Annotated in this window: 19 protein-coding genes, 1 tRNA gene and 3 rRNA genes; 6 read left to right on the top strand and 17 right to left on the bottom strand. The window is 63.5% G+C overall.

Features of this window, described 5'->3' with window-relative positions:
- The first annotated feature begins 28 nt into the window (after positions 1-28).
- Entirely contained in the window at positions 29-802 is a 774-nt protein-coding gene (locus KCTC_RS13285; RefSeq protein ID WP_125569700.1) for a YaaA family protein, read from the top strand.
- Here the strand turns inward: KCTC_RS13285 and KCTC_RS13280 are convergent, their stop codons facing one another.
- The 3 genes from KCTC_RS13280 to KCTC_RS13270 are packed head-to-tail and all read right to left on the bottom strand — an operon-like array spanning position 803 to position 3,858.
- Entirely contained in the window at positions 803-1,972 is a 1,170-nt protein-coding gene (locus KCTC_RS13280; RefSeq protein ID WP_125569699.1) for a bifunctional RNase H/acid phosphatase, read from the bottom strand.
- The gene (locus tag KCTC_RS13275; protein ID WP_125569698.1) at positions 1,972-2,709 is read right to left on the bottom strand and encodes a zinc ribbon domain-containing protein; all 738 of its coding nucleotides are present in this window, start codon (positions 2,707-2,709) and stop codon (positions 1,972-1,974) included. Before KCTC_RS13275 ends, KCTC_RS13280 begins: the two co-directional genes overlap by 1 nt.
- Before the next feature lie 36 nt (positions 2,710-2,745).
- Positions 2,746-3,858: a Nif3-like dinuclear metal center hexameric protein gene (locus KCTC_RS13270; protein ID WP_125569697.1), complete on the bottom strand. Its 1,113-nt coding sequence runs from the start codon at positions 3,856-3,858 to the stop codon at positions 2,746-2,748.
- Between the two features lie 62 nt (positions 3,859-3,920).
- On the opposite strand from KCTC_RS13270, the gene KCTC_RS13265 reads away from it, so the two are divergent.
- The 3 genes from KCTC_RS13265 to KCTC_RS15195 are packed head-to-tail and all read left to right on the top strand — an operon-like array spanning position 3,921 to position 5,406.
- Positions 3,921-4,829 (top strand): DUF929 family protein, encoded by a 909-nt coding sequence (locus KCTC_RS13265; protein ID WP_164512598.1) that lies wholly within the window; start codon positions 3,921-3,923, stop codon positions 4,827-4,829.
- A 14-nt stretch (positions 4,830-4,843) separates the two neighbouring features.
- On the top strand, positions 4,844-5,269 hold the full coding sequence (locus KCTC_RS13260) for a vitamin K epoxide reductase family protein (protein ID WP_231998746.1): 426 nt from the start codon (positions 4,844-4,846) through the stop codon (positions 5,267-5,269).
- Between the two features lie 11 nt (positions 5,270-5,280).
- The gene (locus tag KCTC_RS15195) at positions 5,281-5,406 is read left to right on the top strand and encodes a hypothetical protein (RefSeq protein WP_269461432.1); all 126 of its coding nucleotides are present in this window, start codon (positions 5,281-5,283) and stop codon (positions 5,404-5,406) included.
- Positions 5,407-5,459: 53 nt separating this feature from the next.
- Here the strand turns inward: KCTC_RS15195 and KCTC_RS13255 are convergent, their stop codons facing one another.
- The 6 genes from KCTC_RS13255 to KCTC_RS13230 form a co-directional block, all read right to left on the bottom strand.
- Positions 5,460-6,227, bottom strand: a complete 768-nt coding sequence (locus tag KCTC_RS13255) for a ZIP family metal transporter (RefSeq protein ID WP_125569694.1) — start codon at positions 6,225-6,227, stop codon at positions 5,460-5,462.
- Between the two features lie 57 nt (positions 6,228-6,284).
- Positions 6,285-6,641, bottom strand: a complete 357-nt coding sequence (locus KCTC_RS13250) for a nuclear transport factor 2 family protein (protein WP_125569693.1) — start codon at positions 6,639-6,641, stop codon at positions 6,285-6,287.
- A 44-nt stretch (positions 6,642-6,685) separates the two neighbouring features.
- A tRNA-Val gene (locus tag KCTC_RS13245) sits at positions 6,686-6,758 on the bottom strand.
- 59 nt (positions 6,759-6,817) lie between these two features.
- On the bottom strand, positions 6,818-7,294 hold the full coding sequence (locus KCTC_RS13240; RefSeq protein WP_125569692.1) for a peroxiredoxin: 477 nt from the start codon (positions 7,292-7,294) through the stop codon (positions 6,818-6,820).
- A gap of 26 nt (positions 7,295-7,320) precedes the next feature.
- Positions 7,321-7,734, bottom strand: a complete 414-nt coding sequence (locus KCTC_RS13235) for a DUF3052 domain-containing protein (RefSeq protein ID WP_269461431.1) — start codon at positions 7,732-7,734, stop codon at positions 7,321-7,323.
- 80 nt (positions 7,735-7,814) lie between these two features.
- Positions 7,815-8,789: an alpha/beta fold hydrolase gene (locus KCTC_RS13230; protein WP_125569690.1), complete on the bottom strand. Its 975-nt coding sequence runs from the start codon at positions 8,787-8,789 to the stop codon at positions 7,815-7,817.
- Between the two features lie 66 nt (positions 8,790-8,855).
- On the opposite strand from KCTC_RS13230, the gene KCTC_RS13225 reads away from it, so the two are divergent.
- Together KCTC_RS13225 and KCTC_RS13220 are read left to right on the top strand one after the other, a co-directional pair.
- Positions 8,856-9,089 (top strand): acyl carrier protein, encoded by a 234-nt coding sequence (locus tag KCTC_RS13225; protein WP_125569689.1) that lies wholly within the window; start codon positions 8,856-8,858, stop codon positions 9,087-9,089.
- Positions 9,090-9,159: 70 nt separating this feature from the next.
- Positions 9,160-9,588 (top strand): hypothetical protein, encoded by a 429-nt coding sequence (locus tag KCTC_RS13220; protein ID WP_125569688.1) that lies wholly within the window; start codon positions 9,160-9,162, stop codon positions 9,586-9,588.
- Between the two features lie 42 nt (positions 9,589-9,630).
- On the opposite strand, the gene KCTC_RS13215 is transcribed toward KCTC_RS13220, so the two are convergent.
- The 8 genes from KCTC_RS13215 to KCTC_RS13180 all read right to left on the bottom strand — a co-directional run bounded on the left by KCTC_RS13215 (position 9,631) and on the right by KCTC_RS13180 (position 20,515).
- On the bottom strand, positions 9,631-10,164 hold the full coding sequence (locus tag KCTC_RS13215) for a DUF3145 domain-containing protein (RefSeq protein WP_231998745.1): 534 nt from the start codon (positions 10,162-10,164) through the stop codon (positions 9,631-9,633).
- A gap of 189 nt (positions 10,165-10,353) precedes the next feature.
- The gene (locus KCTC_RS15095) at positions 10,354-11,406 is read right to left on the bottom strand and encodes a tetratricopeptide repeat protein (RefSeq protein WP_231998744.1); all 1,053 of its coding nucleotides are present in this window, start codon (positions 11,404-11,406) and stop codon (positions 10,354-10,356) included.
- 105 nt (positions 11,407-11,511) lie between these two features.
- Positions 11,512-11,628 (bottom strand): 5S ribosomal RNA (gene rrf, locus KCTC_RS13205).
- 136 nt (positions 11,629-11,764) lie between these two features.
- Positions 11,765-14,836: ribosomal RNA gene (locus tag KCTC_RS13200) — 23S ribosomal RNA — on the bottom strand.
- Between the two features lie 446 nt (positions 14,837-15,282).
- Positions 15,283-16,799, bottom strand: a 16S ribosomal RNA gene (locus KCTC_RS13195).
- Together the 16S, 23S and 5S rRNA genes form the textbook arrangement of a ribosomal RNA operon.
- Positions 16,800-17,135: 336 nt before the next feature.
- Positions 17,136-18,560, bottom strand: a complete 1,425-nt coding sequence (gene argH / locus KCTC_RS13190; RefSeq protein ID WP_125569686.1) for an argininosuccinate lyase — start codon at positions 18,558-18,560, stop codon at positions 17,136-17,138.
- Entirely contained in the window at positions 18,553-19,959 is a 1,407-nt protein-coding gene (gene argG / locus KCTC_RS13185) for an argininosuccinate synthase (protein WP_125569685.1), read from the bottom strand. Before argG ends, argH begins: the two co-directional genes overlap by 8 nt.
- Before the next feature lies 1 nt (position 19,960).
- Positions 19,961-20,515: an arginine repressor gene (locus tag KCTC_RS13180; RefSeq protein ID WP_125569684.1), complete on the bottom strand. Its 555-nt coding sequence runs from the start codon at positions 20,513-20,515 to the stop codon at positions 19,961-19,963.
- Positions 20,516-20,532 lie beyond the last annotated feature (17 nt).

Here is a 20,532-nt window from a genome sequence, read left to right as displayed (position 1 = left end):
CCGACGGCCCCACTGGCACGATGACCTCGTGTTGATCCTGCTGCCGCCGAGCGAGGGCAAGTACGCACCCCGGCGGGGCGCGGCACTGGCCCTGGACGGACTCTCCAACCCAGGGCTCACCTCAGCACGATCAGCGATGATCGACGCGCTCGTCGACTGGTGCACGTCCGACCCCGAAGCGGCCACGAACGGCCTCGCGATCCCCAAGACGCAGCCCGAACTGCTCGCCCTCAACGCCTCGCTGGGCAACGCCGCCACCGCCCGCGCCGAGCGGATCTACACCGGAGTCGTCTACGACAACCTCTCGACGCAGACCTTGACCGCAGCCGCGCGCCGCCGCCTGGGCCGCGTCGCAGTGACGTCGTCGGTCTTCGGACTCGTGACCCTCTCCGACCGCATCCCGGCATACCGCCTCTCCGGCGACGCATCACTCCCCGGCATCGGCCCCGTCGCCGCCCATTGGCGTACGCACCTCGGTGAAGCGATCACAGCCTCGGTCGGCAGCGGGCTGCTCGTCGACCTGCGTTCCGGCACGTATCAGAACTTCTGGCGCACCGAGCCCCTCGCCAGGCAGACCGCGACGGTTCGCGTGCTCCACGAGGTGGACGGCGTCCGCAAGGTGGTGTCGCACTTCAACAAGGCCACCAAGGGACGCCTCGTCCGAGCCCTGCTCGAGGACGGCGCCAACCCGCGTACGCCTGCAAAGCTGGCCGAAGCGTGGCGCGATCTCGGCTGGACGGTCGAGATCGGCGATCCCGGCAGGTCCGGTACGCAGCTCGACGTGATCGTCACCGAGATCTGATCACCAGGCGGTCGGCGAGAACGGATCCCGCTCCGGTGGCAGCCCGTTGAACAACCGCATCGACCCCCGCGGCTCCGTGTCGCCGTCCTCGTAGAACGACAACACGCTCACCGACGCCGGCGCGAGTTCCATGTGGAAGAGCGAGGACAGGCCACGGCCGAGCGCCCGCGCGACCAGGGTCTTGATGGGCGTCACGTGCGAGACGACCACCACGGTCTCGCCGCCATGCTCGGTCAGCACCCGCTCGAGCCCCTCAAGCACCCGCTCGCGTACGCCCTCGAAGGACTCGCCTCCCTCAGGGGCCCAGGTAAACGAACCCAGCCATGTGTCCAACTGGCCCGGGAACTTCTCGGCGACCTCGGTGAAGGTCAGCCCGTCCCAGACACCGAACTCCATCTCGGCGAAGCCCGGCTCCGCTACCAGGTCCTTGCCGAGGACCGAAGCGACGATCTCCGCCGACTGCCAGGTGCGCTCGACCGGAGATCCGATCACCACGGACACCTTCTCGGCGAGCGGCTTGAGCCACTCCGCGGTCAGACGGACCTGCTCGCGGCCTTCGTCCACCAACGGCGGATTGGCCGACGCGAGCCCGCCGGAGAAGCGCTTCTCCTTGGTGTGAGCGGTGATGCCGTGCCGGACGAGGATCAGGGTCGTCGGCGGGCCGCCGGGGCGGGCCCAGCCACGGGACGAAGGAGCCGCGGACGGCGACTCGACTTCAGCGATCAACGAATCGTCAGCATCCACGGCGGCAACAGTAACCCCGCTGCGTACGCCATCCAGGGCCTCGTTCGCGAGGCGGTCCGCGTACGTGTTCTGCTCACGCGGCATCCACGTGTACGTGGTGCCGCCGGGAGCCAGCGACCGCGCCATGGCGGCGAGCGGCTTCATGTCGGGGTGCTTGATCTGCCAACGGCCCGACATCTGCTCGACCACGAGTTTGGAATCCATCCGGACGGAGACCGTCGCACCGGGCGCGTACGCCGCCGCGAGCTCGAGTCCTGCGATCAGACCCGAATACTCCGCGACGTTGTTGGTCGCGATGCCGATGGCGCTGCCGTCCTCAGCAATCACGGCACCAGTCACGGCATCCTTGAGGACGGCTCCGTACGCAGCCGGGCCGGGGTTCCCGCGAGAGCCACCGTCAGCCTCGACGATGACCGAGTCGACCATCAGAGGCCCGACTCGGAGGTACGAATCAGAATCCGGCCACAGTCCTCGTGGCGTACGACCTCGGCCGCCGGAGTCGTACGAATCCTCGACAACTCGGCTGCATCGACATCGAGCCCGCACCCACCGCAGCGACGCGCTCGCAGCAAGGCGGCACCGACGCCGTACTGGTCGCGCAGCTTGTCGTACAGCGCGAGCAGGTCGGCCGGGAAGTCCTCCACGAGCGGTCCGCGCTGCGCGAACGCCGCCGAACCCTCAGCGCGGATCTCGGCCTCGGCAGAGGCCTTGGACTCCTCCAACTCCGCGATGCGCGCGTCGATCTCGGCGACCTGAGCCTCGAGTCGGCCGGCCTCGGCGGTGGAGCCCTCCAGCTCCTCCATCAGCTCCAACTCGATGTCCTCGAGGTCGGAGATCCGCTTCGCCAGCGCGCCGAGCTCGTGCTGCAGCGCCTCGAGGTCCTTCGCCGATCCCTGCCCGGCGTTGAGCCGTGCCTCATCGCGTACGCGCCGCGCCTTGACCGCTTCGACGTCGTTGTCGGCTTTCCGCTGGGCCAACGACAGATCGTCGCGCGCGATCCGGGCGTCCCGGGCGGCGTTGTCGACCTCGGCGCGTTCGGCGCGAGCCGTCTCGAGCTGCGTGATCTGGGGAAGTGTCGCCAGCTGGTGCTTGAGATGCGCGATGCGCGAGTCGAGCTCCTGCAGGTCCAGCAACTTGATCTGTGCCAGCGGGTCGGCCTTCACGCGTACTCCCTCAAAAATTCAGATGTCCTGCGCCGTTCAGAGACGCAGTGTCCACGGATCGGTGACGACCTCGGAGACGACTACCTCGACCTTATCTCCCAACGCCTCTCGCAGCCGAGCCGCCACCACCGGCAGCCAGGTCGACTCGGCAGCCCAGTGCGGCACGTCGATCAGCGCGGCCCCGCCTGCCTCCAGGAACTCCCCTGCCGTGTGGTGGCCCAGGTCGCTGGTGACGTAGACATCGGCATCGGTACGCGCCACGTCCGGGAGGAAGCTCGCACCCGCCCCGCCGCACAGAGCGACCCGACGAATCGGCTTGTCGAGGTCGCCGCCGATACGGATCCCCGCTGCCGTCGCCGGCAGAGCCGCGGACACGGTCTCGGCGAACAAGCGCAGGGTCGTCGGCTCGATCGACCCGATCCGTCCGTGGCCGCTCGTTGCATCCGCCGTGCTCACCAATTCGATCACTTGATAAGCAGGTGTCTCGTACGGATGGGCGCCGAGCAGCGCGCTGACCACCGCCGCTCGGGCCGAGCGCGGCAGGATGACCTCGATCCGCTCCTCGGCGACCTCCTCGACCTCGCCGACGACACCGACCGCCGGGCGTGCGCCCTCGAGTGGTCGGAAACGCCCGGTGCCGCCGTTGGAGAACGAGGCCGTGTCGTAGTTCCCGACGCCGCCGGCGCCGGCCGCCGCCAGGGCAGCCCGCACGGCGGCCGCCGCGTCGACGGGTACGTAGGTGACCAGCGAGTCCAGTGCGGTCGATCCGACCAGCGGCTCGAGGTCGGTCAGGCCGAGCGCGTACGCCATCGACTCCGAGACACCTCCGACCGCCTGATCGGCGTTGGTGTGGGCTGCCAAAAGGGCACAACCGGCGCTGGACAGCGTCCACAACGTGCGGCCCTTGGGTGTCGTCGCGGCGACCGAATGGACCGGCTTGAAGAACAACGGATGGTGGACGAGCAGCAGATCTGCCCCGATCGATGCCGCCTCGGCTGCCACCTCCGGCGCCGCATCGACCGCCAGAAGGATCGTGCGAACGGGCGCCGCGGGGTCGCCCGACACCAGCCCCACAGCATCCCAGGATTCCGCCGTGGACGGCGGGAACCATGAATGGACCAGATCGACGACGTCACCAAGCGCAGGCACGACGGCAGCGTACGCGCCGGGCAGCCGCCGTGCGCGTTGGAAGCAGTTGGCAGACTGTGGCCATGCCGAATGCGAAGAACGCCCGTGAGGCGGCGGCCGCGACTGCTGCTGCCGCGGAGAAGCAGCGCCGGGTCAAGGTTGCCCTGACCTACACCGGCATCGTCGCCACTCTGCTGGTCCTCGTCGTGGTGTTCGCGTTCGTGGCCAAGGCGATCAGCAAGAGCCCGGCTCCAGCCAGCACCGGCCTCGCCTCGTCGAGCTCGTCCAACTCCGCCCAACCCTCCCTGACCAGCGAGCAGGTCCTCGCACGGGACATCAAGATCCTGACGACCATTCCCGCATCGACGTACGACGCGGTCGGGCCAGGCTCCGCGGCCAAACTGAAGACGACTTCCGGTCCCGCACTCACCGAGGACGGCAAGCCGGTTGTGGTCTACGTCGGGGCGGAGTTCTGCCCGTTCTGCGCCGGCCAGCGGTGGGCGCTCATCGCAGCCCTGTCCCGTTTCGGCACCTGGGACAAGCTCGGCCGCCAGAGTTCATCAGCGGACGACGTCTACGCGAGCACCAGCACGTTCACCTTCCACGGAGCCACCTACACCAGCAAGTACCTGGTGTTCAGCGGGACCGAGGCCCTGGATGGCAACCGCAACCCACTCGACACTCCCCCCGCGCGCGACAGCCAGGTGTGGACGACGCTCGGCCAGAGCAGCTTCCCGTTCCTGGATCTCGGCGGTATGTACGCGATGTCCGGCGCACAGTTCCAGCCGACCTCGCTGCATGTGGATGCCGGCGACAGCCAGTCGGCACCACGTTCGTGGGACGAGATCGCGAACGCGCTGACGGACCCGACCAGCGCCCAGAGCAAGCAGATCCTCGGCGCGGCCAACATCCTCACCGCTGAGCTCTGCACCCTGACCAACAACCAGCCGGCAAACGTCTGCAACTCGGCTGGCGTGGTCGCCGCCCGATGAGCCGGCCTTCGGCCGTGGCTGGCCTCGTCCTGACGCTGTTGGGCCTGGCCGACTCGATCTACCTCGGCTATGAGCATGCGACGGCGAACGCGACGTTGGCCTGCGGCGGCCATGGAGCCGTCGACTGCGCCAAGGTCACGACCAGTTCGTACGCCACGGTCGCCGGGATTCCGGTGGCCTATCTGGGCGTGGCCTTCTTCGTTGTCGCACTCGGTCTGGCGGTCGTCGCCCTCGCAGGGTCACCGCAACTGGCCGCCCTGGCAGAGAACGGACGCCTGGCGGCCTCTGGCATCGGGGTGGCAATGGTCGCGTATCTGATCTGGGCCGAGGTCCAGATCGGCTCACTCTGCCTGTGGTGCACCGGCGTGCACCTGGTGACCCTGGCCCTGTTCGTACTCAGCCTCTTCGTCGTCGTGCTCCGCGACCCGTCCGACGCGTAGGGTACGTCGCTATGTGTTATCCAGTCCCCTGCACCTGCGGCAAGACGACCTGGCAAGGATGTGGCGACCACATCGACTCGGTGAAGGTCCAGGTGCAGCCCGAGGACTGGTGCAACGGCGACCACAACGCCTCCTGAACGTGCAAAGGCCCTGATCCTCACGGACCAGGGCCTTGATGCATGCGTACGACTCAGGCGCCGCCGGCAGTCACGATCGCATCGGTGATGAAGCCTGCGATCAGCCCGAGCAGCAAGCCACTGGCCAGGATGTCAGTACGCCGGGCGCGCGCTGCGACGCCGATCAACTGGATCACCACGTAGAGGATCGAGCCGGCTGCCAGCGACAGGAAGACCACACCGAGTGGTTCGCTGGTGACCTTGTAGCCAACCAGGGTGCCGATGAGCGTCGGCCCTCCACCGATCAGGCCGAGCAGGCCGAGGTAACCCCAGGATGGCTTGTCCCCGCCGGCCAGCGGCGCAGTGATGCCGAAGCCTTCGGTGGCGTTGTGCAGAGCGAACCCGACGACCAGCACGGTCGCCAGACCGATGGCGCCCGAAGCAGCCGAGTTGCCGATCGCGAGGCCCTCGCCGAAGTTGTGGAGACCGATGCCGATCGCGATCATCATCGACAACTTCTTGTTGTCGAGTTCCGATTCGCCGACCGCGCGGCGCTCGAACCACACCAGGCTGAGCAGGCCGACGGCCAGGCCGGCGAACATCAGTGCGCCGTAGCCGAACGCGTGGCCAAGGTTCCGGGTGTCTGCCGACACCGCGATGTCGACCGGCTCCCACGCATGTGACAACACGTCCCACACAAGGAAGACCAGGACGCCGACCGCCAGTGCCGACAGGAACTGTCGAACAAAGGGACGGGTTTCGGTCAACCGGCCAACCGGCAGACCGAGGACGATGGTGCCGCCCGCGATCAAGCCGAGGATCAAGGTGTGCGCAAAACTCATGCCTGCATTGTTAGGTAAGGCTTACCTGCAATGCAAGTCGAGACGTTCGCGACCGACTCAGCTGTCCCAGGCCTGACTCACCAACTGCCGGACGATCCTGCCGTCCACGATGTCCATCGTCGTCATGCAGAGGACCTTTTCACCGCCGGGATACTCGCAGTCCTCCACGAAGGCCACGCGATCACCCTCCTTCGCGGCCCAGTTCACACGATGGGTCATGTCGCGCGCAGCAACATCCCCGACCCAACGTCCGATCGCCTCAAGGCCATCGAACGTCCTGGGAGACGACGGAGGCGCAGTGGCGTCGACGATCAACACCTGTGCTTGGTCGGCGTACGCCCCGAGTTGGCCGCCGGCATCGCGCTGCTCGACTGCGTGCACGAACGCGTCGAGGTCAAACTCTTGAGTGGCCATGGTTGAGACGCTAGACCCGCAATCGGGCCTCGTACAGGTTTCGGTGGGTGCGACAGGACTCGAACCTGCGACCGGCGCGGTGTAAACGCGCTGCTCTACCAACTGAGCTACACACCCTTTGCAGCGCCCAAGACTAGATGTTCGGGTGCGCCGCGGGCGATTCGGCAATGCCGGGGCTACGCGGACGGCACCTGCGCAGCCGCCCGCAACTGCTCCAGCTGCTGGTCGAGGTCCCGGCTGTCGCCGAGCTGGTTGTGGATCGACCAGGCAACCTTGCCCTCCTTGTCGATCACGTACGAGGAGCGTCGGGCCACGCCGATCTTCTCGTCGAAGACGCCGTACGCCCGGGCCACGGCCCCGTGCGGCCAGAAATCGGCCAGCAGCGGGAAATTGATGCCGGCCTCGTCGGAGAACGTACGCAGCGTGTAGACGTGATCGATGGAGATACCGATGACCTCGGTGTCGAACGTAAGGAATTCGGCCAGCCGCGAGCGGATCCCCTGCATCTCCCCCGTGCACACGTTGGAGAACGCCCACGGGTAGAACATCAGCAGGACCGACTTCTCGCCGCGGAACGACGAGAGGGTCACGTCCTGACCGAACTGGTCGCGCAGGGTGAAGTCGGGCGCGTCCGCGCCAACAGAGAGTTCCATCGCGTGCCAGTATCCGCCAGCGCTGGTCAGCGCTGCGACTTGGGGGCCACCAGCCGGGTGGCAGCCCAGTCGCTGCTGACGGCAGCCGACGACGTCTGGGCCAGTCCGGCCAACGGGGCCGCCTCGGTGATGTCAGCCGCCTCGACCGCACCCGGGCGCCCCACCTTCGGGGTGAGCAGCCAGATCGCGCCGCCGCCGACCAGATCAGTCAGGGCGTCGACCAGGCCGTCCACCAGGTCGCCGTCGTCATTGCGCCACCAGAGAAGCACGGCGTCAACATCGTTGCCGTACTCGCCGTCGACCATGCCGTCGTCGATCGCGTTCTCGATCGCGTCACGCAGCGCGGTGTCGGTGTCGTCATCCCAGCCCAGCTCCTGCACGACCATGCCGGGCTTGAAACCCAACCGGTCGGCGGCGCTCGTGGCCGCGCTCGCGTTCAACGTCGTTCCTCCTTGGTCACTACCAATGTGTGGGGTGTAGTCCATCGGAGAACAGCACCGACGCGCAACCCCGGTCCAAATCAGGCGTCGGTGGACGACCCGCTCGGCGCCATGGTCATCTCCGAGACGACACGGAGCGGACGTTGCTTCGCGCCCGCCTTGAGCAGTGCGCGCCAGCGGGCTCGGTGATACTTGGCAGGCTCGGTGGAATCGACGAAATCTTTGAGGAGGCGTACGAACTCCTCCGGATACTTCTTCATCGGGAAGTGCCCGACCTTCGGGAAGATCGTCAGCTGGGCGTTCGGTGCGAACTCGAGGATCTCGCGTCCTTGCTTGGCCGGCAGCACCAGGTCCTCGGCACCCCAGATGACCGCCATCGGCATCTCCTCGGTCAGGTACGCCCGGTCCCGGATGGTGACGACCTGTCCCCGGTAGTCGATGACGCCGTTGACGAGGCGATTGAGCGCGTACCTCATGCGCGGCGCCTTGAGCGCCTCGACGATGGTGGCAACCTCGCCCAGATCACGGGTGAGTTTGGAATCGATGCGGCCGAGCGACCGTAGGCCCGCCGTGAGCACGTGCCGTGGACCAGGCAGCGTGGCCAGGGCGACCACCGTCATCGAGAGCGGCAGTGTGTACGCCCGGATGAGCGGCGTGACTTCCTTGCCCATGCCACCGGAGTCGACGAGCACAAGACGCTCCGTGCGCTCAGGGAACTGGTACGCGAACTGCGCCGCGACCCCGCCGCCGAAACTGTGTCCGACCACCGTCGCCTTGTCGACGCCGAGCACGGTGAGAAGGTCACGCATGCCGTTCGCATAGCCGGCAACCGAGTAGTCCGCGCGAGGCTTGGCAGATTCGCCGTGTCCGAGGAAGTCAGGGGCAATCACCACAAACGTAGCCGCGAGATCTTCGATGACCTCGTCCCAGGTGTGGCGGTCGCAGCCCAAGCCGTGCAGGAGCAGGATCACCGGCGCACCCGGCCGATCCGTCGGTCCAGCCTTCACGTAGGCCCGCTTGTGGCCGTGAACCGTCACGAACTGCGTTTCCAACATGTGCGCCCCCGCTGCTTTGTGGTCCAAAGATTGAATCACGATGTTGTTACAGGGCAGTATCTGCCCGTGGAACTCGGTCAGGCACGCTCCGCCGTCGTCGAATTGCTGGCACTCGTGATGGAGCTCGAGCCGACGAGGATCACTGACGACGCACTGCTGGAGGCCGATCTGGGCGCAGACTCGCTGGCGGTGGTCGAGGTCGTGTTCGGTATCGAGGAGCGCCACGGCATCCGACTCGCCGACGACGTCGTCCGTGGAGTACGTACGGTCTCGGACCTGGTCACCGCGGTCGCTGACTGAACTTTCGCCGCGGGCAGGTCGCCGAGCGCGTAGCCTGTGACCGGTATCACTAGGTAAGGCGGAGGTAGGAATGCGTCGTAGGTCTCGCGTGGTCGCACTCGCAGCAGCCACTTGGGCACTGCTCGGAGGTCAGGCGTACGCCCTCGGCAGCAGCAGTACGTACACCTGGCAGCAGATCTACGCCATGGGCCACCTCAACGCACACAACGGCCGGCTACTCCCCGGCTGCCACATGTACCCGTGGTCCTACTCGATTCATCCTCCCGAGGGCGTGAACTGGGAGGTCGACGTCTATATCGACGGACCGAACAACACGCACCTCGCCACGGCTGGCCTCCTCAAGGGCGCCGACGGACTCAACGGCGTGCGCTACTACCGCCTGTGCAGCGCGATCGCACCCAAGGGTACGTACACGATCGTCTCCGTCATGAACCTCTGGGACAGCTCAGGGGTTGATCACGCCGCACACCTACCAGTGGTGCACTACACGCTCTCCTGAACGCCCACTGCCCTGCGGACCAGGGCGCTCGCGCGCCGTGGGTCAGACGACTTGGTGCAACCAACGAACCGGCGCACCGTCGCCGGCGTAGCGGAACGACTCAAGTTCGTCGTCCCACGGCTTGCCGACCAACAGATCGATCTCATTGAGAATCGTGGTGTCGCCCAACGCGGCCTTCACCACTGCGGCCTTGAGTCGATCCTCGGGGATCATGATGTCGCCGTAGAGGCCAGTCACGGCGTGGAAGACGCCGAGTTCAGGCGTGTACGAGTAGCGCGAACCCTCGCTCGACGACGTCGGGTCCTCGGTGATCTCGAAGCGAAGGTGGTCCCAGCCCTTGAGGGCGGACGCAACGGCGGCCGCCGAGCCCACGGGACCACTCCAGGACAGTTCGGCACGGTATGTACCGGCCTGAGCAGGCTGCTGCATCCAGTCGAGGCTGACGGCAGCACCAAGTACACCGCCCACTGCCCACTCGATGTGAGGGCCCAGCGCGGACGGCGCGGAGTGCACGAACAGAACACCGTGAGTCGTCGACGCGGACGACCCGTTGTGTACGTCGAGGTATGCAGTCACGATCGTCTCCTTCATCCGGCGAGCTACGCCTTCCCCAGCGGGCTCAGATGGATGTCGCGAGACTGCGACTACAGCGTATGGATACGCCTGTGAAGTTGTTGGGTCCCATTGTTACCGATGGGGCGCGAGTTCGCCAGTGTTGTTGGACCGGCGAGCCGCAGGGAACCGCCTCGGCGCTCCCGCGAGAGTTCAGCCGAGCTTATTCTCCAGCGCTTCGGCACGCTCGGCAGAATCAGTGATCTCGTCGTGGTCGACGCCCTGCGTACGGTGGAACCAGGTCAGCGCATCCTGGTCGCGACCGGCTTCCTCAAGCGCGTCCGCGTACGCGTACCGCAAGCGAACCACCCAGGACGCCCGGCTACGGCTGTTCAGGGGGGCGAGTTCAAGGACTCGCAACGCGGCGTCGATATGACCCATGTCGCGGCGCGCCCCGGCCTCGACGATGGTCATCTCTGCCTTCGCTTCCGGCACGAAGTTGGCCACAGAGGCGCTCCGGGCCAGACGCACCGCGTCCTCAGGCTGCCCGAGAGCGCGGTGGCAGTCGGCCATGATCGGCAGGTACGCGGTCGCGCCATTCATGCGCTTGGCGGCACGGAGCTCCGAAAGGGCCTCGGCATAGTGGCCTGCGGCGTACGCAGCCTCGCCAAGTGCCTCACGAATCACAGCGAGGCGCTGCGTACGGGCCTTCGCTGCCTTCGCATGCAGGTACGCCCGCTCCGGATCTTCGTCAATGAACATCTGGGCGGCAACAAGGTGCATGGCGATACGCATCGCCAGCTTCTCCGGCAGACCGCGCAATTGAGCGCTGATCGCCCGATCGAGCTCCTTGCCCGTCACCCCCTCAGGGATCGGCGGTCCGTCGTAGATCTTCTGATCCTCGGTACGCGGGGCCTCCTCGCCACGGTCCGTCCGACGAACAGCAGCTCGCGCCTGGCCGTTGCCCTTACCCATGGTGCGCTTGCGAGCCAGATCGCGATCGCCTTCGCGCCGGGGACCGGACGGCTTGCTGTCCTTGCTGTACCGCTTCGGACCGTCACCCGCTGGCTTTGAGTCCTTGCCGTACCGCGTCGGCCCATCGCTGGAGCCGCCGCGACCCTTGTAGCCGCCGTCACCGGCAGGCTTGCCGCCGCGGGCAGAGCCGGCTCGGCCACCGGCGGACGATGCCCGACCCGCAGAGCCGGAGCGGTCGCCAGAAGACCGACGCTGATCACCCGAGCGCGAGCCGCGCTGTTCCTGTGCCACGAGAGCCTCCTACTGACCGCTATTGAGATGATGCGCTCGACACGAAGTGTAGAGAACGCAGAAGCGGGACCACGACGGTGCGTGGTCCCGCTTCGCATAAGAATTGTCCGGCGGCGTCCTACTCTCCCACAACCTCGTGGTTGCAGTACCATCGGCGCTGAACGGCTTAACTTCCGGGTTCGGGATGTGGCCGGGTGTTTCCCGTTCGCTATGGCCGCCGTAACTCTAGGTTGTTTCCTGGAGTTGCGTCGTCACCAACGTGTGTTGGTGGTGCAAACTGTTCGTGGACGCGAGCAAAGGAGTCTTTTCAGACTTAGTCTTGTAGGTTCTCAACTTTGTTGTTTTTGTTGAGTGTTTGTGAGGTAAGCCCTCGGCCTATTAGTACCGGTCGGCTGGGCATTGCTGCTGTACACCTCCGGCCTATCAACCCCATAGTCTGTGGGAGGCCTTAACCAATAAATGGTGGGAAACCTTATCTTGAAACGTGTTTCCCGCTTAGATGCGTTCAGCGGTTATCACTTCCGAACGTAGCTAACCAGCAGTGCACCTGGCGGTACAACTGGCACACCAGAGGTTCGTCCACCCCGGTCCTCTCGTACTAGGGGCAGGTTTTCTCAAGTTTCCTACGCGCGCAGAGGATAGGGACCGAACTGTCTCACGACGTTCTAAACCCAGCTCGCGTGCCGCTTTAATGGGCGAACAGCCCAACCCTTGGGACCTACTCCAGCCCCAGGATGCGACGAGCCGACATCGAGGTGCCAAACCATCCCGTCGATATGGACTCTTGGGGAAGATCAGCCTGTTATCCCCGGGGTACCTTTTATCCGTTGAGCGACGCCGCTTCCACTTGCCGGCGCCGGATCACTAGTTCCGACTTTCGTCCCTGCTCGAGTTGTCACTCTCACAGTCAAGCTCTCTTGTGCACTTACACTCGCCACCTGATTGCCAACCAGGCTGAGAGAACCTTTGAGCGCCTCCGTTACATTTTAGGAGGCAACCGCCCCAGTTAAACTACCCATCAGGCACTGTCCCTGAACCGGATCACGGTCCTAGGTTAGATATCTAATACGATCAGAGTGGTATTTCAACGTTGACTCCACAACCACTGGCGTGGCCGCTTCACAGTCTCCCACCTATCCTACACAAATCGAACCAAACACCAATACCAAACTATAGTAAAGGTCCCGGGGTCTTTCCGTCCTTCTGCGCGTAACGAGCATCTTTACTCGTAGTGCAATTTCGCCGAGTCTACGGTTGAGACAGTGGGAAAGTCGTTACTCCATTCGTGCAGGTCGGAACTTACCCGACAAGGAATTTCGCTACCTTAGGATGGTTATAGTTACCACCGCCGTTTACTGGGGCTTAAATTCTCAGCTTCGACATTGCTGTCTAACCGGTCCTCTTAACCTTCCAGCACCGGGCAGGAGTCAGTCCGTATACATCGTCTTACAACTTCGCACGGACCTGTGTTTTTAGTAAACAGTCGCTTTCCCCTGGTCTCTGCGGCCCTTCACGCTTCCCCAGCAAGTGGGTACACGATCCGGGCCCCCCTTCTCCCGAAGTTACGGGGGCATTTTGCCGAGTTCCTTAACCATAGTTCGCTCGATCGCCTTGGTATTCTCTACCTGATCACCTGAGTCGGTTTGGGGTACGGGCGGCGCATAGCTCGCTAGAGGTTTTTCTTGGCAGCATAGGATCATCGACTTCCCCATACGGGTCCCCATCAGATCTCAGACATGCAGTGTGCGGATTTGCCTACACACAGTCCTACGTCCTTAGCCGGCGACTACCATCGCGCCGGATCGACTACCTTCCTGCGTCACCCCATCGCTTGACTACTACCAGATCGGATCGTGCGCTACGCACACACGCCTTGACCGAAGTCTTGGTCGCGGTGTTTCGGGCACTTAGCATCACTGGATTCGTCATGGGCGCTATTTTGCCGGTACCAGAATATCAACTGGTTGTCCATCGACTACGCCTGTCGGCCTCGCCTTAGGTCCCGACTTACCCAGGGCAGATTAGCTTGACCCTGGAACCCTTGATCATTCGGCGGAGGAGTTTCTCACTCCTCATTCGCTACTCATGCCTGCATTCTCACTCGTGAACCCTCCACCCCTGGATCACTCCGAGGCTTCACTGGATACACGACGCTCCCCTACCGATCCCGCATAACGGAATCCCATAGCTTCGGCGGGCGGCTTGAGCCCCGCTACATTGTCGGCGCGGAATCACTTGACCAGTGAGCTATTACGCACTCTTTCAAGGGTGGCTGCTTCCAAGCCAACCTCCTGGTTGTCACTGCGACTCCACATCCTTTTCCACTTAGCCGCCGCTTAGGGGCCTTAGCTGATGGTCTGGGCTGTTTCCCTCTCGACTACGGAGCTTATCCCCCGCAGTCTCACTGCTGCGCTCTCACTTACCGGCATTCGGAGTTTGGCTAACGTCAGTAACCTTGTAGGGCCCATCGGCTATCCAGTGCTCTACCTCCGGCAAGAAACACACAACGCTGCACCTAAATGCATTTCGGGGAGAACCAGCTATCACGAAGTTTGATTGGCCTTTCACCCCTATCCACAGGTCATCCCCTCCATTTTCAACTGAAGTGGGTTCGGTCCTCCACGCCGTCTTACCGGCGCTTCAACCTGCCCATGGATAGATCACTTCGCTTCGGGTCTAGAGCGTGCGACTAAACACCCTGTTCAGATTCGCTTTCGCTACGGCTACCCCACACGGGTTAACCTCGCCACACACCGCTAACTCGCAGGCTCATTCTTCAAAAGGCACGCTATCACCCCACAAGGAGGCTCTAACGGATTGTAGGCACACGGTTTCAGGTACTATTTCACTCCCCGCCAGGGGTACTTTTCACCTTTCCCTCACGGTACTTGTCCGCTATCGGTCATCAAGAAGTATTTAGGCTTAGCAGGTGGTCCTGCCAGATTCACACGCCATTCCAGGAGTAGCGTGCTACTTGGGAAATCACTCCACAGCCAATGTCTTACCGTTACGGGACTATCACCCTCTACGGTGAGGCTTTCCAACCTACATCACGCTCAACATTGGTTTCTTACTGTGCGCACTCTCGGCAGAAAATGCTGAATGCTCCCACAACCCCAACCACGCAACGCCTGCCGGCTATCACACGCAATTGGTTTGGCCTCATCCGATTTCGCTCGCCACTACTCTCGGAATCACTATTGTTTTCTCTTCCTGTCGGTACTGAGATGTTTCACTTCCCGACGTTCCCTCCAACATCCCTATAGATTCAGGATGCGGTAACACGACATGACTCGTGCTGGGTTCCCCCATTCGGACACCCCCGGATCAACGCTCCGTTGCCAACTCCCCAGGGCTTATCGCAGGCTCGCACGTCCTTCATCGGCTCTTGATGCCAAGGCATCCACCATGTGCCCTTCATAGCTTGTCTCACAAACACTCAACAAAAACAACAAAACTACAAAGACAGAGTGCTACCACCCACACGACCATGGTGACAGTCGCATGAGCATTGCCAGCAGCACTCAAAGATGCTCGCGTCCACTATCCAGAAAACAAAAACCACAAACCACCGCCCACACCAGCAACCCTGAAGGACCCAACCGGCGAATCCGCCGGCGATCTGGCCCCACAAAGCCACTACCAGGTATGGGTTCCGTGTGATTTCTCAGAACCCCAACAGTGTGTCAAAACCAGCCGCGCTCAACCCCCATCAACGCTTTCCACTCCTCACCCCACAGCAAGCTGTGAAGAATCTTGGTTGTACTCACCAGGGACCAGCAGTTCAACTGATCGTTCATCGACGGTTCCACTAGTGAACACCCACGCAGCCACCACCACTGTTGGTGATGAACTCAAATGGTGTGTGCTCCTTAGAAAGGAGGTGATCCAGCCGCACCTTCCGGTACGGCTACCTTGTTACGACTTCGTCCCAATCACCAGCCCCACCTTCGACGGCTCCCCCCCTTACGGGTTAGGCCACCGGCTTCGGGTGTTGCCGACTTTCGTGACGTGACGGGCGGTGTGTACAAGGCCCGGGAACGTATTCACCGCAGCGTTGCTGATCTGCGATTACTAGCGACTCCGACTTCATGGGGTCGAGTTGCAGACCCCAATCCGAACTGAGACCGGCTTTTTCCGATTCGCTCACCCTCGCGGGATCGCAGCGGTCTGTACCGGCCATTGTAGCATGCGTGAAGCCCTGGACATAAGGGGCATGAAGACTTGACGTCATCCCCACCTTCCTCCGAGTTGACCCCGGCAGTCTCCTATGAGTCCCCACCATTACGTGCTGGCAACATAGGACGAGGGTTGCGCTCGTTGCGGGACTTAACCCAACATCTCACGACACGAGCTGACGACAGCCATGCACCACCTGCACACCAGCCAAAAAGGAACAGACATCTCTGCCTGCGTCTAGTGCATGTCAAACCCAGGTAAGGTTCTTCGCGTTGCATCGAATTAATCCGCATGCTCCGCCGCTTGTGCGGGCCCCCGTCAATTCCTTTGAGTTTTAGCCTTGCGGCCGTACTCCCCAGGCGGGGCGCTTAATGCGTTAGCTGCGGCACGGAACCCATGGAATAGGCCCCACACCTAGCGCCCAACGTTTACGGTGTGGACTACCAGGGTATCTAATCCTGTTCGCTCCCCACACTTTCGCTCCTCAGCGTCAGTACATTCCCAGAGAACCGCCTTCGCCACCGGTGTTCCTCCTGATATCTGCGCATTTCACCGCTACACCAGGAATTCCGTTCTCCCCTGAATGCCTCAAGTCTGCCCGTATCGAAAGCAAGCTCCGAGTTAAGCCCGAAGTTTTCACTCCCGACGCGACAAACCGCCTACGAGCCCTTTACGCCCAATAATTCCGGACAACGCTCGGACCCTACGTATTACCGCGGCTGCTGGCACGTAGTTGGCCGGTCCTTCTTCTGTACATACCGTCACTTGCGCTTCGTCTGTACTGAAAGAGGTTTACAACCCGAAGGCCGTCATCCCTCACGCGGCGTTGCTGGATCAGGCTTCCGCCCATTGTCCAATATTCCCCACTGCTGCCTCCCGTAGGAGTCTGGGCCGTGTCTCAGTCCCAGTGTGGCCGGTCACCCTCTCAGGCCGGCTACCCGTCGAAGCCTTGGTAGGCCATTACCCCACCAACAAGCTGATAGGCCGCGAGCACATCCTGCACCGAAAAACTTTCCAACAACCCACATGCGTGGATTGCTCATATCCAGTATTAATCACCGTTTCCGATGGCTATCCCAGAGTGCAGGGCAGATTACTCACGTGTTACTCACCCGTTCGCCGCTCGAGTACCCCGAAAGGCCTTTCCGCTCGACTTGCATGTGTTAAGCACGCCGCCAGCGTTCGTCCTGAGCCAGGATCAAACTCTCCAAAAAAAATGAAAAACTGATACTGACCAAACAAACACAAGCAAATAGCTTGATGTCCGAATTGTCATACGACAATCTCAAAAGATTGACGGTTAAAAATTAATCCGTCGACTATGACACACTGTTGAGTTCTCAAAAATCACACGCGCACCACGCTTGACCTCGCGGTCTCACTTTGGGGCAACTTGTGAAACTTTAGTGACCTTCTCGGAGCCAGTCAACTTGGCGTTGATCTGACCTTGATCCGGTCTCCGTCACCCGCTCTCGCGGCGACAAGAGAGAAAGTTACACGCGCCGTACGAGGGTTCCTAATCCTCGACGCATCCTCCATGTTTCCGCAGGTCAGAGGCCCTTTCGGGCCTCCTCCGCGGCACGCTGGAGCTGGCCCAACTGCTCCTGTACCCGCTCTGGAGCGGTCCCGCCACGGCCGTTGCGGGACCGTACTGATCCGTCTGCTGTCAGGACCGCACGCACGTCTGGCGTCAGATGTGCCGAGATCGCGGCGAACTCGCCGTCCGTGAGTGCGTCAAGCTCCACTCCCCGACCCTCGGCGGCGCGTACGCATGCTCCTGCCAGCTCGTGTGCCTCGCGGAACGGCACACCCTCGCGTACCAGCCACTCGGCGATGTCCGTGGCCAACGAGAAGCCTTGAGGCGCCAGCACCGCCATGCGCTCGGTGTTGAAGACCAACGTGGCGATCTGACCGGTGAACGCCGGCAGCAACACCTCCAGGGTGTCGACGGAGTCAAACACCGGCTCCTTGTCCTCCTGCAGATCGCGGTTGTACGCGAGGGGCAGGGCCTTGAGCGTGGCCAACAGGCCGGACACGTTGCCGATCAGGCGGCCCGCCTTGCCGCGGGCCAGTTCGGAGATGTCCGGATTCTTCTTCTGCGGCATGATCGACGAGCCGGTCGACCATGAGTCGTGGAGCGTGACGAAGTCGAACTCCCGTGTCGACCAGAGGATGACCTCCTCCGCGAGACGTGAGACATCCACACCGATCTGTGCAGCGACGTACGCGAACTCGGCGACGAAGTCCCGTGAAGCGGTGCCGTCGATCGAGTTCTCGATCGATCCAGTGAATCCCAGTTCCCGGGCCACCAGTTCGGGATCGAGACCGAGGCTCTGCCCGGCCAGCGCTCCCGATCCGTACGGCGACGATCCGATGACGCGGCGCCGCCAATCGGCGAGCCTTCCGACATCGCGCATCAATGGCCACGCGTGCGCGAGCAGGTGATGGCTCAGGAGCACCGGCTGCGCGTGTTGCAGATGGGTGCGGCCCGGCATGATCGCGCCCATGTGCGCGTCGGCCTGTTGCGCGAGAGCGTTCACCAGGTCCAGCACGAGGCTGGAGATCGTGTCGGCGTGGTCGAGCAGGTAACACCGGAAGAGGGTGGCGATCTGGTCGTTGCGTGAACGTCCCGCCCGCAGTCGTCCGCCGACCTCTGGCCCGACCTCGTCGAGCAGCAATCGCTCCAGCGCGCCGTGAACGTCTTCGTCGGACTCGCTCGGACGCAACGTGCCGTCCGTGAATCGCTGCGCCAGAAGGTCCAGGCCCCGGTGCAGTTCCACCTCATCCGTGGCGGTCAGCAGCCCTGCGGCACCCAGCGCCTTGGCGTGGGCGTGGGAGCCAGCGATGTCATACAGCGCCAGGCGCCAATCGAAGTGGGTCGACCGGGACAGGGCATCGAGCTCGGGTGAGGGGCCCGACGCGAAGCGCCCACCCCAGAGTTTGCCCTCGTTGGTCGTGCCCGTGGAATCAGTCAAGGCCTGACTCCAGTGCTGCACCGTCGCCGGCCTCGGCAGCGTCCTCGAGATCGGGGTTCGCTGCGATGCTCGCGGACTCACCGGGGGTGACGGGACCGAGCAGGTTCGCGCGACCACCGAGCTGGTCGGCGTACAACTCGAGCTTGGCGCGGGAGTCCGCGATGTCGAGATTGCGCATGGTGAGCTGGCCGATCCGGTCCAGCGGGCCGAACGCTGCGTTCTCCGTGCGCTCCATCGACAACTTCTCCGGGTGGTAGGAGAACGCGGGGCCGTCCGTCCTGAGGACGGTGTAGTCCTCACCCCGGCGCAGCCGTAGCGTCACCTCGCCGGTGACGACCGACGCCACCCATCGCTGGATCGACTCGCGCAGCATGAACGCCTGGGGGTCGAACCAACGGCCTTCGTACAAGAGCCGGCCGAGGCGCCGGCCCTCAGCGGTGTAGTTCGCGATGGTGTCCTCGTTGTGGATCGCGTTGAGCAGGCGCTCATACGCGACAAACAACAAGGCCATGCCCGGGGCCTCGTAGATGCCCCGCGACTTCGCCTCGATGATGCGGTTCTCGATCTGGTCGGACATGCCGAGGCCGTGGCGTCCGCCGACGGCGTTGGCTTCCATCACGAGCGCCACCGGGTCGTCGAAGCGCTGGCCGTTGATGGCGACAGGTCGGCCGCTCTCGAACGAGATCGCGACGTCCTCGGTGTCGATCACCACCGACGGATCCCAGAACTTCACGCCCATGATCGGCTCGACGATCTCCAGGCTGACGTCGAGATGCTCGAGCGTCTTCGCCTCGTGAGTCGCGCCCCAGATGTTGGCGTCAGTGGAGTAGGCCTTCTCCGTGCTGTCGCGATACGGCAGGTTGTGCTCGACGAGCCACTGGCTCATCTCAGAGCGACCGCCGAGCTGGGTGACGAACGTGTTGTCCAGCCAGGGCTTGTAGATCCGCAGGTTCGGGTTGGCCATGAGGCCGTAGCGGTAGAAGCGCTCGATGTCGTTGCCCTTGTAGGTCGACCCGTCGCCCCAGATGTCGACATCGTCCTCACGCATGGCACGGACCAGCATCGTGCCGGTCACAGCTCGCCCCAGCGGGGTGGTGTTGAAGTACGTACGCCCGGCAGATTTGATGTGGAAGGCGCCGCAGGCCAGTGCCGCGAGACCCTCCTCGACCAGCTCGCGACGGCAGTCGATCGCGCGCGCGATCTCGGCTCCGTACTGCTTCGCCCGGTCGGGTACACCCGAGATGTCCGGCTCGTCGTACTGGCCGATGTCAGCCGTGTACGTGCACGGCACAGCGCCGTTCGCGCGCATCCATGCGACGGCCACCGAGGTGTCCAGACCGCCGGAGAATGCGATGCCTACTCGCTCGCCCTTCGGCAGCTCGGTCAGTACCTTGCTCAACTCAGTTCCTCTTCGCATCGTCGATGGCATGCATGTCGTCGGCGACGACATGTTCGGGCTGCTCGGCCAGGGCGACGAAGCGCCGTACGAGATCCTCTCCGCCCAGCGCGTCCCGGCCGATCACCAGAACGGTGTCGTCGCCGGCAATCGTCCCAAGAATCTCCGAGAAATCGCACTTGTCGATGGCGCCGGCAAGGAACTGGGCGGCTCCCGGCGGTGTGCGCAGCACCACCAGATTCGTACTCGCCTCGGCGCTGACCAGTAGCTCGGCGCACAACCGGCCGAGCCGGGTCTGAGCGGCGGCGGACTCTGCCGGGGCCGCGGGGCGACGGTCCCCGCCCTCCCCCGGAATGGCGTAGGCCAGGCCCCCGCCGAGTCGAACCTTGATCGCATCCAGGAACACGAGGTCACGCGACAGGGTCGCCTGGGTGACCTGCACGCCGCGATCTGCGAGGAGCTCGGCCAACTCGGTCTGCGAGTGGATCGGCTGAGTGCCGACGAGGTCGGTGATCAACTGGTGTCGGCTCGCCTTCGTGGCCGGCCGCGCCTCAACCATTGTTGGCCCTGGCAGTC

The sequence above is a fragment of the Nocardioides baekrokdamisoli genome, from assembly GCF_003945325.1.
GTDB classification, from domain to species: Bacteria; Actinomycetota; Actinomycetes; order Propionibacteriales; family Nocardioidaceae; genus Nocardioides; species Nocardioides baekrokdamisoli.
This window is presented reverse-complemented; position numbering and strand designations above follow the sequence as displayed.